Genomic DNA, 14,191 nt, shown 5'->3' on the forward strand with positions numbered 1-14,191 from the left:
TGACGCTACGTCAGGCCTGCACGCTTCTTCCACAGCCCCAAACAAGGGGCCCGAACCACCGAAGAAGGAGCAACGACATGAACAACATCCTCACCCGCCTCATCGGCGACAAGAAGGACTGGAAGCGCATGGAAGCCCGCGCCAACGAACTCCCCGCCGACTACCGCACCGTCTACACAGAGATGAAGAACTACATGTGGCGCTTCACCACCAGCGACGGCATGGACATCGTCGACATCCTCCGCGACATCCTCGACCTCTTCGAGACCGAAGCCGCCACCGACCGCAACGTCATCGACCTCACCGGCCCCGACCTCGCCGCCTTCTGCGACGCCCGACTGCCCGAGCAGCACGACGCCTACCGCGACAAGCTTCGGAACAACCTCAACGAGGTCGCCCACAAGCTCGTCTGATCCCGGCGATGCTCAGTGTCACGTCCCCTGCTGCGAGCCGACAAGGCCCTCGCGGCAGGGGACACGGGCATTTGTGCGAATAAGGCTGTACCGCCACCCCTGCTCATGGTCCACTGTGACGCACGTCTCTTTGGCCGATCGCGGCGGCCGTCCCGCACATCGGAGGAACACAGTGAACGACTCGGTCCTGCTCTCGGTCGGCCTCCCCATCGCGCTGGCGATCATCATGTTCGGGCTGGGCCTGAGTCTGACGCCGGGAGACTTCCGCCGGGTCGTACGCACTCCTCGAGCGGTCTTCGTCGCGCTCACGCTCCAGATCCTGGTGCTGCCGGCGATCGCGTTCGTACTGGTGCTGGTCGCGGACGTGGATCCGCTGATCGCTGTCGGGGTCATGCTGCTGGCCGCCTCCCCCGGCGGGACCACGGCGAACCTGTTCAGCCACCTGTTCCGTGGTGACGTCGCCCTCAACGTCACGCTGACCGCCGTCAACTCGGTGCTCGCAGCCGTCTCGATCCCGCTGATCACGAACGCGGCGATCGGCTACTTCGACGCCGGGGACACCTTGGGCCTGCAGTTCGGCAAGGTCGTCCAGGTCATCGCGATCGTGCTGGTTCCGGTGGGGATCGGGATGCTGGTGCGGCAGCGGTCCGCCACGTTCGCGGCCCGGGCGGACCGTCCGGTCCGGATCTTCTCGATCGTGGTGCTGGTCATGGTCTCGGTCGGCGCGATCCTCGGGGAGCGGGAGAACCTCGCAGACTACCTCCGCGAGATCGGCGTGGTCGTCACGCTGTTCTGCTGCGCCAGCCTCTGCCTGGGCTACCTCGGCGCCCGGGTGTTCCGGCTCGGCGAGAAGCAGGCGATCGCCACCTCGATGGAGGTCGGGATCCACAACACCACCATCGCCCTCACCATCGCGCTCAGCGTGCTCGACAACACGACGGTGGCCATTCCGGCCGCGGTCTACAGCATCGTGATGTACGTCCTCGCGACCGCCTTCGGCTTCCTCATCACCCGGTCGCGCGCGACCCGGCCCGCCGAGCCTCACGACGTCACGACCTGACGATCCCTCCTCCGCTAGGTTGCGTCTCAGTCACCCGTCGATGAGGAGTCTCAGATGCCCACACCCGCCCTGCGTTCGGTTCAGATGCTGGCGCTCGCCTTCATGAGCATGATCGTGGTGCTGGGGTTGGTCGTCTATCTCAGCGTCCCCGACGCCGACCTGGCGCTGCCCTCGACGTACGTCATCGGCGGTCAGGTCGTGGCCGGCGTCGTCATCGCCCTGATCCTGTCGGCGATCGGGTTCCGGGTCGCTCCGGTCACGCCGGGGACCGACCCGGAGAAGGCGAAGGGCGAGGCGCTGCAGAAGCACCAGATGTCGATGATCCTCCGCCTCGTGCTCAGCGAAGTGGTCGCGCTCGTCTCCCTCGCCCTGGCCTTCGTGTTCACCGAGGGCCAGGTGATGACGTACGTCATCGGCGGGGCCATCTCGCTGGCGCTGATGGCCTTCTTCGCCTACCCCTCGGCCGGCAACATCCGCCGGGTAGAGGCCAGCCTCGACAGCGCAGGGGCGCAGTCGAGGCTGGCAGAGGCGTTCGGCGTGCTCTAGACGACGCAGCCGGTCACCGCTTCGTCGTCGCCATCCACTCCCAGATGCTCCGGCCGTCGTGGCTCGGGTCGTTGCGCGCGACGTAGATCCACGACCAGTGGCCGGGGTAGGTGCTGCCGTCCCAGGTGACCCTGTCGTAGAGGCTCATGATCGATCCGTCGATCCGCTCGTGGGCATAGACGGTGTTCGCCTGCGAGTCCAGCGTGGTGTCATCGGCGGAGGCGACCAACCAGGTCGGTGTCGTCATCGCCTCGAGCTGGGCGTCGGAGATGAAGTAGGTGCTCGACCCGTCGCGCGCACCGATGCCACAGCAGATCGGCGTCGAGGTCGCGAACACGTCCGGATGCTCGGCGACCATCTTGAGCGACATGTAGCCGCCGTTGGAGCAGCCGACCACGTGGATCCGTCGCCGGTCGATCCGGCGGGTCGCGACGACCTCCTCGATCGCTTCCATGACCAGCGGCGCGAATCGGTCACCGTCCAGCATCCAGGCGGACGTCGACTGAGGCGCGAGCACGTACGCTCCACCGAAGTGAGCCTGCGCCTCCGGCGTGGCGAAGCCGAGCGCACCCCGGTTGGCACGCAGCTGCGTCTCGTTGTCGTAGTAGTCGTAGCCGTCGGCGAGCAGACCGCCCTCGCCGCCTCCGTGCAGCCAGACGACGAGCGCCGCACCGTCGGGGCCGCCGACCCCGGCGGGCGAGAACAACCGGTAGTTCAGCCCGGACGCGGTCGCGTGATGCTCGAACGCGTCGACCTCCGGGTCGGACAGCCGGCCCTGCCGGAAGGAGCCGATGACGATCCGACCGCTCCCCGCGGCGCCCTGCAGAGGCTCGACCTGGGTGACGGTGTAGTCGAGGTCCAGGAGGACGTTTCGTCCGTAGGCCCCCATATAGCTCAGCGTGCCCCCGCCGGCGACGCCCCAGCCGTGCTCGAGCTCCAGGGTGACCTCGTCGCGGCGGGACCAGCCCGCAGCGCTGACCCTCCGATCCTGCTCGTAGGCGACCTCGCCGGTCAGCGGGTTGGTGGCCGCGACGTACACCGCGAAGGTGTTCGCCGTGAGCGACGACCGCTCGGCACGGGCCAAGGCGGCCGACGAGATCCGCAGCGACGTCACCTGCTCGCCGCCGTCGAGCACCTCGGCGACCGGCGTCACCCAGGCCCCGCCCCCGGCGCTCGAGGCGTTCACGGCGGCGCTGGCCGCGGGCGTGCCCAGCAGTGCCGAGGCCCCGGCTGCGGCACCGGAGACGAGAACAGAACGGCGGGTGATCGAGGTGCGCACAGGAGCTCCTTCGGCAGGGACCGAGCATGCGATGTGAACGACATCACATCGGCACTGGACGCTAGTGACCTGCCGATGTGAACGTCAACATTTTCGTGCCGGTCAGAGGTCCGCGCGCCTCCTTCGGCAGGCCTGCGTCTCGGCCGGCAACATCCGCCGGACAGACGCCAGCCTCGACAGCGCAGGAGCGCGGTCGAGGCTGGCTGAGGCGTTCGATGTGCTCTAGACCGTCAGGTCGATCCCCTCGGCGGCAAGCGCCTCGCGGTAGGCCTCGACGTTGCGCATCTTCACGTTCTCGTAGCCCCGCACCATGTCCGGGAGCTCCGCGAGACGTACGGCCCGGGCGTAGGACTCCTCGGTGAGCTCCTCAGCGAGCGAGCCGACGAGCTCGGTGTAGTGCGCAAGGAGCGCGCGCTCGGTGCGGCGTACGTGGGCACGACCGAACGGATCGAAGGCAGTGCCGCGCAGGAACTTCAGCGTCGCCAGCAGGCGGAGCATGAAGTGGGAGCGCGGGCCGAAGGTCATCTTGCGACCCTTCAGGATCGCCCCGAACGCCGGCGGGGAGAGCTTGAAGCTGATCTTGCCCTGGACCTCGGCACGGACACCGTCGAGAGCTGCCGGGGCGGTGAGCAGCCGGGCGACCTCGTACTCGTCCTTGTAGGCGGTGAGCTTGAACAGGTAGCGGGCGACCGCCTCGGAGAAGCGGGTCTCGTCGGTGACCGCGCGCTCGGCGTTCCAGATCCGGTCGACGACCTCGACGTAGCGGCGGGCGGTCTGCTGGTTCTGGAAGGCGACGAGCTTCGGGGCGCGGAACTCGGCCAGGCGGCGTACCTCCCCGTCGAAATTCGCCTCGTCCAGAGCCGGGACGGCGATCTCCTCCACCGGCGCGGTGGCGGTGCCGGTGACCTTGGCGAACTCCTCCGGCGCGGCGACCGAGGCACGCCCCCAGCGGAACGCGGCGACGTTGGCGCTGACCGCGACGCCGTTGATGCCGATGGCCTCCTCGATGGCCTCGGCCGGGATCGGGAGGGCGCCGGCCTGGTAGGCGGCGCCGACCAGCAGGAAGTTGGCCGCGGCGGTGTTGCCGAAGAGGGTGTCCGCGGCGGAGAGCGCGTCGAAGGCCCGCAGCGAGGAGGTCGCCCCGTTCACCCGGGTGAGCAGCTCGTCGTCGGCCGGGTAGGCGATGTCCTTGTCGTAGACCATCGGACCGGTCGGCGTCTTCGACGTCGACACGACGGCGCGGGTGCGCGCCGGGTCGCCGTAGGCGAGGTTCTTGCCCTCGGCCAGGGTGAGCAGGTCGAAGCCGAGCAGGGCGTCGGCCGAACCCGGGGTGACCCGGTTGGAGGGATCGATCGTGCCCGGGCCGAACCGCAGGTGACCGGTCACCGGACCGGCCTTCTGGCTCATCCCGACCTGGTCGAGCGACTCGACGCCGTAGCCGGCGCGGAGCGCGGCGGTCGCGAGCACCTGGTTGACGGTGACGATGCCGGTGCCGCCGATGCCGGCCATGAAGACGCCGTAGGTGCGGTCCAGCTCGTCGTAGCCCGGGTCGGCGACCTTCGGCGGCTCGGGGGTCGCCTTCCTCGCGGTCTTGACCTTCGGGTCGGTCTCGACGGCCATGAACGAGGGGCACTCGCCCTCGACGCAGGTGTAGTCGGTGTTGCACGAGGTCTGGTCGATGCGGGTCTTGCGGCCCAGCTCGGTCTCGACCGGCTGCACGGAGAGGCAGTTGGACTTCACGCCGCAGTCGCCGCAGCCCTCGCAGACGGCCTCGTTGATCACGATCCGGGTGTTACGCGGCTCGAGCTTGCCGCGCTTGCGCTGGCGGCGCGCGTCGGCGGCGCAGTGCTGGTCGTAGATCAGCACGGTCACGCCCTCGATCTCACGCAGCTCCCGCTGGGCCTCGTCGAGACGGTCGCGGTGCCACAGACGTACGCCGGCGGGGAAGCTGGCACGACGGTAGCGCTTGGGCTCGTCGGCGACCACGATGATCGCCTTGACGCCCTCGTTCATCAGCTTGTGGGTCAGCTGCGCCATCTCGACCTCGCCCTGCCGCTTCTGGGCACCGGTCATCGCGACGACGTCGTTGTGGAGCAGCTTGTAGGTGATGTTGACGCCCGCCGCGACGCACGCCTGGATCGCCAGCTGGGCGGAGTGGAAGAAGGTGCCGTCGCCGACGTTCTGGAACGTGTGGCCGGCGTGGCTGTAGGGCGCCTGGCCGATCCACTGCGAGCCCTCGCCACCCATCTGGGTGATGCCGACGACCGCACTGTCCTCCCGCTGCGAGGCGGTGACCAGGGTGTGGCAGCCGATGCCGCCGCCGCCCAGGCTCCCGTCCGGGAGCGCCGTCGAGCGGTTGTGGGGGCAGCCGGAGCAGAAGTACGGCGTGCGCGAGGTCGACAGCAGCGGCAGGTCGATCCGGGCCGGGCCGGCGGGCTTGAGGTCGGCGTAGCCCTTCAGCGCACGGCGCAGCGGCGCGAGCAGGCGGCCGGCGGTGAGCTCGCCGTCGAGCGGCACCAGCGGGACACCGGCGCGGTCCTTCTTGCCGACGATGACCGGGGCGGAGGGCTCGCCGTAGAGGATCTCGCGGATGCCCTGCTCGATGAAGGAGGTCTTGTCCTCGACGACGACGATCTCGTCGAGGCCCTCGGCGAAGGTCGAGACGATGGTCGGCTCGACCGGCCACATCATGCCCAGCCGCAGCACCCGGATGCCGGCGGCCATCAGGTCGTCGTGGTCGAGGCCGAGGTCCTTGAGGCCCTGGCGCATCGAGTCGTAGCAGGAGCCGGAGGCGACGATGCCGACCTTGGCGTTCGGCGCCTTGACCTCGATCCGGTTGAGGTGGTTCTCGGCGGCGTACGCCTTCACGACGTTCATCCGCGGGCCGTAGAGCTTCGCCTCGGCACCCACGATCCGGTCGGGGAAGAGCTCGATCTTGGTCGGCTCGTAGGTGTAGGGCACGCCCTCCCACTCGGTCTTCGGCATCACCGGGTCGAGGACTCCGATCTCCGGGTTGACCACCCAGGCGCCGTCGGCGACGTCGGCGACGATCTTGAGCGCGACCACGCAGCCGGAGGCGCGGGAGAGGGCGATGCCCTCCATGCCGTACTCGACGATCTCGGAGGCGTTGCGCGGGAACAGCACCGGGATGCCGAGGGAGGCCAGGGTGCGCTCGGAGACCGCGGGAACCGTGGAGGATTTCGCGGCCGGGTCGTCGCCGACCAGCATCAGCATGCCGCCCTGGGGGTGGGCACCGTACATGTTGGCGTGACGCATCGCGTCCAAGGCGCGGTCGACACCGGGGCCCTTGCCGTACCAGACGCCGGTGACACCGTCGTAGCGCTCGGTGTCGAGGGTGACCGCCGACTGCGAGCCCCACACGGCGGTCGCGGCGAGCTCCTCGTTGAGGCCCGGCACCACGGTGATGTCGGCGTCGGCCATCTCCTTCGGCAGCCCCAGCAGGAGCTGGTCGAGACCACCGAGCGGGCTGCCCGGGTAACCGGAGATGAAGGTGCCGGTCCGCAGGCCGCGGCGCTGGTCCAGGGCTCGCTGCTCGACGAGCATCCGCGCGATCGCCTGGATCCCGGTCAGCAGCACGGGGCCGGCTCCGACGCGGTAGCGATCGGCCAGGTCGTAGGCCTCGAACGATGTCCCAGGCTCGAACACTGCGGTCATAGGGGTGACTCCTCAATCTGCCGGGCGGCACTGGTGGTCCGTCTGGAGTATTTGCCGGGACCGCCGGGGTGAGGCTGTCCCGAGGAACCACCCGCATGGTGTGCGGGTGGCCTGGGTCACATCATCATGGATAGGGCCTACGTGATGCCAATCACCAGAGCCGCCGTCACCAGGCGACGCTGAGGTACTGCGTCTCGAGGTACTCCTCCAGGCCGGCCCGCGCACCCTCGCGCCCGATGCCGCTCTGCTTCACGCCACCGAACGGCGCCGACGGGTCGGAGACGAGCCCACGGTTGACGCCCACCATCCCGGCGTCGATGCGCTCGGCCAGGCGCAGCGCCTCGCCCATCTCGCCGAAGACGTACGCCGCGAGGCCGAACTCGGTGTCGTTGACCGCGGCGAGCATCTCCTCGATGTCGTCCCAGACCACGATCGGGGCCACCGGGCCGAAGATCTCCTCGCGCAGCAGCGGCGAGTCGGCCGGTACGCCGGTGAGGACCGTCGGCGGGTAGAAGTAGCCCTCCGAGGCGGGGACCTCGGCGCGGTGGGCGATCACGGCGCCCGCGGCCACGGCGTCGTCGACGAGGCCGGTGACGGTGGCGTACGCCTTGGCGGAGATGAGCGGGCCGATGTCGCTGCCCTGGTCGGCGGGGCCGACCTTCAGCGCCTCGACGGCGGCACCGAGACGCTTGGTGAACTCCGAAGCGACGTCGGCGTGGACGTAGATCCGGTTGGCCGCGGTGCAGGCCTGTCCCCCGTTGCGGAACTTGGCGACCATCGCCCCCTCGACCGCCGCCTCGACGTCCGCGGAGGACGTCACCACGAACGGCGCGTTGCCACCGAGCTCCATCGAGGTGTTCACGACCCGGTCGGCGGCCTGGCGCAGCAGGATCCGGCCGACGCCGGTCGAGCCGGTGAAGGAGATCTTGCGGACCCGCGGGTCGGCGAGCCAGGTGCTGACGATGCCGGCGGCGTCCTGCCCGGGGACGACATTGACGACGCCGTCGGGCACGCCCGCCTCGGCCATCAGCCGGGCGATCGCGAGCGCCGTCAGCGGCGTCTCGGAGGCCGGCTTGAGCACGACCGTGCAGCCGGCCGCGAGGGCCGGGGCGATCTTGCGGGTCGCCATCGCGGCCGGGAAGTTCCACGGCGTCACGAGCGCGGCCACGCCGACCGGCTTGTGGGTGACGATGGTGCGGGTGCCGCCGGCCGGCGACGATCCGAAGTCGCCGTGCGGGCGCACGGCCTCCTCGGCGTACCAGCGGAAGAACTCGGCGGCGTAGCCGACCTCGCCGCGGGCGTCGGTGAGGGACTTGCCGTTCTCGAGCGCGATCAGGGCGGCGAGCTCGTCGGCGTCGCGCAGCATGAGGTCACGTACGCGGGTGAGCAGCTCGCTGCGGGTCCGCGGCGGCAGCGCCGACCATGCCGGGAGCGCCGCGGCGGCCGCGTCGACGGCCGCGGTCGCGTCCGCGGTGGTGCCGTCGGCGACGTCGGCGACGACCTCACGGGTGGCGGGGTTCTCCACGGTGAAGACGCCGGCAGCGCCCGGGGTCCAGCGGCCGCCGACGAGGACACCGTTGGCCGCGTCGAGCGCGTCGAGGTAGGTGGTGTCGGGGCGGGTGGTCAGGTCGGTCACGGGTAGAGGCCTCTCACTTCGTGGGCTCGGTAGACGCGCTCGACGGCCATGCAGGTGGCCGCCAGGCGCAGGGACAGCTGGTTGTCGGTGGCGTAGGCGAGAACGTCGTTCCAGGCACGGATCATCCGCTCGACGAGTCGCTCGTCGACCTCGGCCTCGCTCCACCAGTAGGACTGGTTGGCCTGGACCCACTCGAAGTAGGACACGACCACGCCGCCCGCGTTGGCGAGGATGTCGGGGACGACGAGCACGCCGTTCGCGGCCAGCACCTCGTCGGCAGCGGTGGTCACCGGGCCGTTGGCGCCCTCGGCGACGACCCGGGCACGCACCCGGGCGGCGTTGCCGGCGTGGATGACGCCCTCGACCGCGGCCGGGACGATCAGGTCGACGTCGGCGGTGAGCACCTCGTCGCTCTCGACCGGGGTGCCGCCGGGGAAGCCCACGACGCTGCCGGTCGCGTCGACGTGCGCCTCGAGGGCCTCGACGTCGAGCCCGTCGGGGTGGTGCACGGCACCGTTGACGTCGCTGACCGCGAGCACCCGGACGCCCTCGCGGGCCAGGAAGCGCGCGGCCCCACGGCCGACCTTGCCGAAGCCCTGAACGGCGGCGGTGGCGCCCTCGGGGTCGATCCCGACGTGACGCAGCGCCTCGACGGCGACCGCCACCACGCCGCGCGAGGTGGAGCCGGCCCGGCCCTGCGACCCGCCGACCGAGATCGGCTTGCCGGTCACCACACCGAGGACGGTGTGGCCGCGACCGACCGAGTAGGTGTCCATCATCCAGGCCATGGTCTGCTCGTCCGTGCCGACGTCGGGGGCCGGGATGTCCTGGTTGGGCCCGATCAGGGGCGCGATCTCGGAGGTGTAGCGCCGGGTGATCCGCTCGAGCTCGGCCGTGCTGTAGCCGCGCGGGTCGACGCGTACGCCGCCCTTCGCCCCGCCGTAGGGGACGTCGAGCAGCGCGCACTTCCAGGTCATCCACATCGCCAGCGCGCGGACCTCGTCCAGGTCGACGCGGGCGTCGAAGCGTACGCCGCCCTTGCCGGGGCCGCGCGAGTAGTTGTGCTGCACGCGGTAGCCGCGCAGCACCTCCACCGAGCCGTCGTCGCGGCGCAGCGGGATGCTGACGCTCACCTCCCGGCGGGGCTCGGCCAGCATCGCGTGTACGTCGGGCGAGAGGCCCAGCACGCCGACGGCCTGGGCGAGCTGCGCGCGGGCGTCGTCGAGGACGCTGGTCTCGGTCGACACCGGCCGCTCGAGCGTGGCGGTCACGACGCCTGCTCCAGACCCGCCGCGAGGACGTCCAGGGCGTCGTCGAGCAGCTCGTCCGAGATGCTCAGCGGCGGCAGGAAGCGGATGACGTTGCCCCAGGTGCCGCAGGTCAGGGTGAGGACACCCTGGCTGTGGGCGTAGGCGGCAACGGCCTTGGCGACCGCACCGTCGGGGTTGCCGGTGGCCGGGTCGACGAACTCGGCGGCGATCATCGCACCCCGGCCGCGTACGTCGCCGATGCGCGGGTCGCTCTTCTGCAGCTCACGGAGCCTTCCCAGCAGCCGCGTCTCGATCTCGCGGGCCCGGGTGAGCAGGTCCTCGGTCTCGATGGTCTCGATCACGGCCAGCGCGGCGGCGCAGGCGAGCGGGTTGCCGCCGTAGGTGCCGCCGAGGCCGCCGGGGTGGACGGCGTCCATGACGTCGGCGCGGCCGGTGACCGCGGAGAGCGGCAGGCCGCCGGCGATGCCCTTGGCGCTGACCACGAGGTCGGGGACGACGCCGTCGTGCTCGACGGCGAACCAGGTGCCGGTGCGGCCGAAGCCGGACTGCACCTCGTCGGCCACGAAGATCACGTCGTTGGCGCGGCACCACTCCGCCAGCGCGGCGAGGAAGCCGGGGGCCGGGACGATGAAGCCGCCCTCACCCTGGATCGGCTCGATCACGATGGCGGCGAGGTTCTCGGCGCCGACCTGGGTCTCGATCTGGGAGGTCGCCCGGGCCGCCGCCAGCTTGCCGTCGATCTCGTCGGCGTCGCGGAACGGGTAGGACATCGGGGCCCGGTAGACCTCGCCGGCGAACGGCCCGAAGCCGTGCTTGTAGGGCATGTTCTTCGCCGTCATGGCCATGGTGAGGTTGGTGCGGCCGTGGTAGGCGTGGTCGAAGACGACCACCGCGTCCTTGCCGGTGAACGAGCGGGCGATCTTGACCGCGTTCTCGACGGCCTCGGAGCCGGAGTTGAACAGCGCGGTGCGCTTCTCGTGGTCGCCGGGGGTGAGCCGGGCGAGCTGCTCGGCGACGGCCACGTAGCCCTCGTAGGGGGTGACCATGAAGCAGGTGTGGGTGAAGGCGGCGACCTGCTCGGAGACCGCGTCGACCACCTTGGCGGCGCTGGAGCCGACGGTGGTCACCGCGATCCCGGAGCCGAGGTCGATGAAGCGGTTGCCGTCGATGTCCTCGACGATCCCGCCGGCCGCGCGGGCGGCGAAGACGGGCAGGGTGGTGGCCACGCCCTGGCTCACGGCCGCGACCTTGCGGCGCATGAGCTCCTGGGAGCGCGGGCCGGGAAGCGGCGTACGCAGGAGGCGGGACTGTTCGAGGGTCGTGAGCTCGGTCATGGGATCAGCATGGGGCTCAGCGACACATGTCGTCCAAGACCTTTTGACTACTACAATCATGTCTCGTGAGCATGGATCTGCGCCTGCTGCGCTACTTCGTCGCGACCGCCGACGCGGGCTCCGCGACCCGCGCCGCGGAGGTGCTGCACGTGACCCAGCCGGTGCTGTCGCGGCAGCTGCGCCAGCTCGAGGCCAACCTGGGTGTGCCGCTGTTCGCCCGGGAGGGTCGACGGCTGCGGCTGACCCGGACGGCCGAGGAGCTCCTCCCCCGCGCCCGCGACCTGCTCGCGCACGCGGACGACCTCGAGCGTGCCGTCGGCGTGCTCGCCTCCGGCCGGCTTGACGAGCTGCATCTGGCGGTGCCGGCCACGACGCTCACCGACGTGCTCGCGCCGTTCCTGGCGACGCTGCAGCCGGACGACCCGGTCGCGAAGGTACGCGAGCTCGACCCGCGCGGCGCGGTCGCCGCGGTCCGCGCCGGCGCCGACCTGGCGATCGTCACCCGGCCGCCGGGCCGGTCCCTGGCCTCGCGCGCCCTCGCGGTGCTGCCCGTCTGGGCCTATGTCCGGGCCGACGACCCGTGGGCGGGACGGGGGTCGGTGGACGTACGCGACCTGGTGACGCGGCCGCTCGTGCTGCTCACCGAGGACCTGCGGCCGCGTCCGCTCCTGGACACAGCGGTCGAGGACGCCGCCGTGGGCTACGGCGACGTCCTCGAGGTGTCCAACGCCCAGGTCGCGCAGGCGCTCGCGGCCTCGGGCCGCGGGATCGCGGTCGTCTCGGACGACCCGCGCTTCGGCCTGGTGCCGCTGCACATCGAGGCACCGTCGGGGCTGGTGCGGATCAGGCTGTACGCGGCGTGGGACCCGCAGCACCACGCCGCCGAGGCGCTCGCCGCCCTGGCCGAGCGCCTCTCCGCCTTCTGCGTCGAGCGCTACGGCGCCGAGGTCGCCGCCCGCTGAGCGGGCACGGAGCCCAGCACGGTCAGGATCCGTTCGGTGACCTCCTCGACCGAGCCGAGGCCGTCCACCGTGGTGAGCAGACCACGCTCGGCGTAGCGGTCGGCGAGCGGGCCGGTCTCGGCGGCGTACACCTCGAGCCGGCGACGGATGACCGGCTCGGTGTCGTCAGCGCGACCCTGGTCCCGGGACCGGGCCAGCAGCCGGCTCACCAGCTCGTCGGTGTCCGCCTCGAGCAGGACCACCGCGTCGAGCCCGGCTCCGGCGAGCGCCAGGATCGCGTCGAGCTCGTCGACCTGCTGGGGCGTACGCGGGTAGCCGTCGAGGAGGAAGCCGCCCGCGCAGTCACCGGCGGCGAGCCGGTCGGCGACCATCGCGTTGGTGACCTCGTCCGGCACGTACTCGCCTGCGTCCATGTAGGCCTGTGCCGCCACCCCCAGCTCGGTCTGCTGGGCGACGTTGGCCCGGAAGATGTCGCCGGTCGAGATCGCCGGCACGGCGAAGCACTGGGCGATGACGGCGGCCTGGGTGCCCTTGCCGGCACCGGGCGGTCCCATGAGGAGGAGGCGCATACGAGTCGTGGACCTTTCTCGAGGTTGGCGCGCTCATCCCCACGATGAGCGCGCCCGGTGTCACGCTAGTCCTCGCTCCGCTGCGATCACGTTGCAACCGTGAGGATGCGCCGCGCGATCTCGTCGCCGACGCGTACGGCGCCGTCGACGTGCTGGAAGCCGTGGCCCGCCACGTCGCTGCTGCCGAACTCGATCGGTCCGAGCGGCTCGCGCAGCACCGCACCCCAGCGGGTCAGCCCGCCGAGGTCGAAGCTCGTCCCGTACGCACCGCCGGTCAGCTCCTGGTGCTGCCAGTCGCTCTCGACGTAGGTGAGCGGCTCGAGCGCCGCCTCTCCGAAGTACGCCGCCAGCGACTCGAGCACCCGACCCCGCCGCTCCTCGTCGGAGAGCCGGCCGACGGCGTCGGCGCGCTCGTCGGAGACGAAGCCGACCAGGGTGCCGCGCTGCTCGCCCTCGGGGGTGTTGTCGTAGACCTCGTGGACGAGCTGCCAGGGGGCGAAGCCGGTGCCGCTGAGGCCGTCGGCGCGCCAGAAGGGCGTGGCGTACTGCGCCTGGACCTTGATGACCAGGCCGAACGACTGGTGCTCACGGGCGATCCGGTGCTCGGCGGGGAGCTCGGGGCTGAACCGAATCCGCTTGACCAGGGTCGGCGGCACCGCGAGGACGAGCCGGCGAGCGGCGTGGATCTCGGTGCCGACGTGGACGACGGCGCCGTCCTCGTCCCACTCGATGTGGGTGACGTCCTGGCCGAGGCGTACCCGGTCACCGAGACGCGCGGCCAGGGTCAGCGGCACCCGCTGCAAGCCGCCGACGACGCGGCGGTCGAGGATCACGTCGGCGTCGACGAGGTTGCTGAACGACCCGGCACTGGCGGCCATCTGCACCGCCTGGAGGGCGGAGAAGGCGTGGGCAGGTTTGGTCAGCATCGCCGGCCCGATGTAGAGGGCGACGTTGTCGACGGCGACCGGGTCGTCGCACTGCGCCTCCAGCCAGGCCCGGAACGAGACGCTGTCGAGGTGGTCGGCGTCCTCGAGCTCCCACGGCCGGGCCGGATCCATCGCCGCGGCCAGCTCGTCGAGCGTCTTGGTCAGCTGGGCGATCGCGGCCGAGGTGGACTCCCCGACCGGGAGCTCGTCGCCGAAGCGGTGCACGGCCCCGGTCTTGTCGACGTAGAGGGACTCGCCCTCGCGGAAGCGCGGGTAGGTCGGCAGCCCGAGCTCGTCGAGGATCCCGATCAGGGCGTCCTGGTCCGGCGAGACCCACTGGCCACCGATCTCGAAGTCGGACTCGGCTCCGGGCGCACCGTGCGCCTCGGTGCGCAGCCGGCCGCCGACGCGGTCGCGCGCCTCCAGAACGAGCACGTCCTGGCCGGCCTGCGCGAGCCGCCAGGCCGCGGTCAGGCCGGTCACGCCGGCGCCGACCACGATCACGTCATGGGTGGTCATG

At 71.1% G+C, this 14,191-nt stretch carries 11 protein-coding genes; 4 read left to right on the forward strand and 7 right to left on the reverse strand.

Annotated features, from left to right (window positions below):
• The first annotated feature begins 77 nt into the window (after nucleotides 1-77).
• The 3 genes from G5C66_RS19055 (at nucleotide 78) to G5C66_RS19065 (ending at nucleotide 2,019) form a co-directional block, all read left to right on the forward strand.
• Nucleotides 78-413, forward strand: a complete 336-nt coding sequence (locus G5C66_RS19055; protein ID WP_165112508.1) for a DUF1048 domain-containing protein — start codon at nucleotides 78-80, stop codon at nucleotides 411-413.
• Between the two features lie 172 nt (nucleotides 414-585).
• The gene (locus G5C66_RS19060; RefSeq protein ID WP_165112509.1) at nucleotides 586-1,473 is read left to right on the forward strand and encodes a bile acid:sodium symporter; all 888 of its coding nucleotides are present in this window, start codon (nucleotides 586-588) and stop codon (nucleotides 1,471-1,473) included.
• A 54-nt stretch (nucleotides 1,474-1,527) separates the two neighbouring features.
• On the forward strand, nucleotides 1,528-2,019 hold the full coding sequence (locus G5C66_RS19065) for a hypothetical protein (RefSeq protein WP_165112510.1): 492 nt from the start codon (nucleotides 1,528-1,530) through the stop codon (nucleotides 2,017-2,019).
• A gap of 13 nt (nucleotides 2,020-2,032) precedes the next feature.
• On the opposite strand, the gene G5C66_RS26920 is transcribed toward G5C66_RS19065, so the two are convergent.
• The 5 genes from G5C66_RS26920 to gabT all read right to left on the reverse strand — a co-directional run bounded on the left by G5C66_RS26920 (nucleotide 2,033) and on the right by gabT (nucleotide 11,214).
• The gene (locus G5C66_RS26920) at nucleotides 2,033-3,298 is read right to left on the reverse strand and encodes a prolyl oligopeptidase family serine peptidase (protein ID WP_165112511.1); all 1,266 of its coding nucleotides are present in this window, start codon (nucleotides 3,296-3,298) and stop codon (nucleotides 2,033-2,035) included.
• A 222-nt stretch (nucleotides 3,299-3,520) separates the two neighbouring features.
• Complete coding sequence (locus G5C66_RS19075; protein WP_165112512.1) at nucleotides 3,521-6,973, reverse strand: indolepyruvate ferredoxin oxidoreductase family protein; 3,453 nt, start codon at nucleotides 6,971-6,973, stop codon at nucleotides 3,521-3,523.
• A gap of 166 nt (nucleotides 6,974-7,139) precedes the next feature.
• Nucleotides 7,140-8,600 (reverse strand): NAD-dependent succinate-semialdehyde dehydrogenase, encoded by a 1,461-nt coding sequence (locus G5C66_RS19080; RefSeq protein ID WP_165112554.1) that lies wholly within the window; start codon nucleotides 8,598-8,600, stop codon nucleotides 7,140-7,142.
• Between the two features lie 5 nt (nucleotides 8,601-8,605).
• Entirely contained in the window at nucleotides 8,606-9,880 is a 1,275-nt protein-coding gene (locus G5C66_RS19085; RefSeq protein ID WP_206444306.1) for a Glu/Leu/Phe/Val dehydrogenase dimerization domain-containing protein, read from the reverse strand.
• Nucleotides 9,877-11,214 (reverse strand): 4-aminobutyrate--2-oxoglutarate transaminase, encoded by a 1,338-nt coding sequence (gene gabT, locus G5C66_RS19090; protein WP_165112513.1) that lies wholly within the window; start codon nucleotides 11,212-11,214, stop codon nucleotides 9,877-9,879. Before gabT ends, G5C66_RS19085 begins: the two co-directional genes overlap by 4 nt.
• A gap of 71 nt (nucleotides 11,215-11,285) precedes the next feature.
• Between gabT and G5C66_RS19095 the strand changes: the two genes are divergently transcribed.
• Complete coding sequence (locus G5C66_RS19095; RefSeq protein WP_165112556.1) at nucleotides 11,286-12,176, forward strand: LysR family transcriptional regulator; 891 nt, start codon at nucleotides 11,286-11,288, stop codon at nucleotides 12,174-12,176.
• On the opposite strand, the gene G5C66_RS19100 is transcribed toward G5C66_RS19095, so the two are convergent.
• Nucleotides 12,149-12,745, reverse strand: coding sequence for an adenylate kinase (locus G5C66_RS19100; RefSeq protein WP_165112514.1), 597 nt, complete (start codon nucleotides 12,743-12,745; stop codon nucleotides 12,149-12,151). The two genes, G5C66_RS19095 and G5C66_RS19100, sit on opposite strands and share 28 nt — an antisense overlap.
• 86 nt (nucleotides 12,746-12,831) lie before the next feature.
• Nucleotides 12,832-14,190, reverse strand: coding sequence for a flavin monoamine oxidase family protein (locus G5C66_RS19105; protein WP_165112515.1), 1,359 nt, complete (start codon nucleotides 14,188-14,190; stop codon nucleotides 12,832-12,834).
• Nucleotide 14,191: the final 1 nt, after the last annotated feature.

Source organism: Nocardioides turkmenicus (assembly GCF_011045035.1).
In the GTDB taxonomy this organism is placed as follows: domain Bacteria; phylum Actinomycetota; class Actinomycetes; order Propionibacteriales; family Nocardioidaceae; genus Nocardioides; species Nocardioides turkmenicus.

Bases quoted from the DNA above. Each gene is read 5' to 3' on its own strand.
- G5C66_RS19055 (WP_165112508.1), top strand. From the start codon at position 78: ATGAACAACATCCTCACCCGCCTCATCGGCGACAAGAAGGACTGGAAG.
- G5C66_RS19065 (WP_165112510.1), top strand. From the start codon at position 1,528: ATGCCCACACCCGCCCTGCGTTCGGTTCAGATGCTGGCGCTCGCCTTC.
- G5C66_RS19075 (WP_165112512.1), bottom strand. From the start codon at position 6,973: ATGACCGCAGTGTTCGAGCCTGGGACATCGTTCGAGGCCTACGACCTG.
- gabT (WP_165112513.1), bottom strand. From the start codon at position 11,214: ATGACCGAGCTCACGACCCTCGAACAGTCCCGCCTCCTGCGTACGCCG.
- G5C66_RS19095 (WP_165112556.1), top strand. From the start codon at position 11,286: ATGGATCTGCGCCTGCTGCGCTACTTCGTCGCGACCGCCGACGCGGGC.
- G5C66_RS19100 (WP_165112514.1), bottom strand. From the start codon at position 12,745: ATGCGCCTCCTCCTCATGGGACCGCCCGGTGCCGGCAAGGGCACCCAG.
- G5C66_RS19105 (WP_165112515.1), bottom strand. From the start codon at position 14,190: ATGACCACCCATGACGTGATCGTGGTCGGCGCCGGCGTGACCGGCCTG.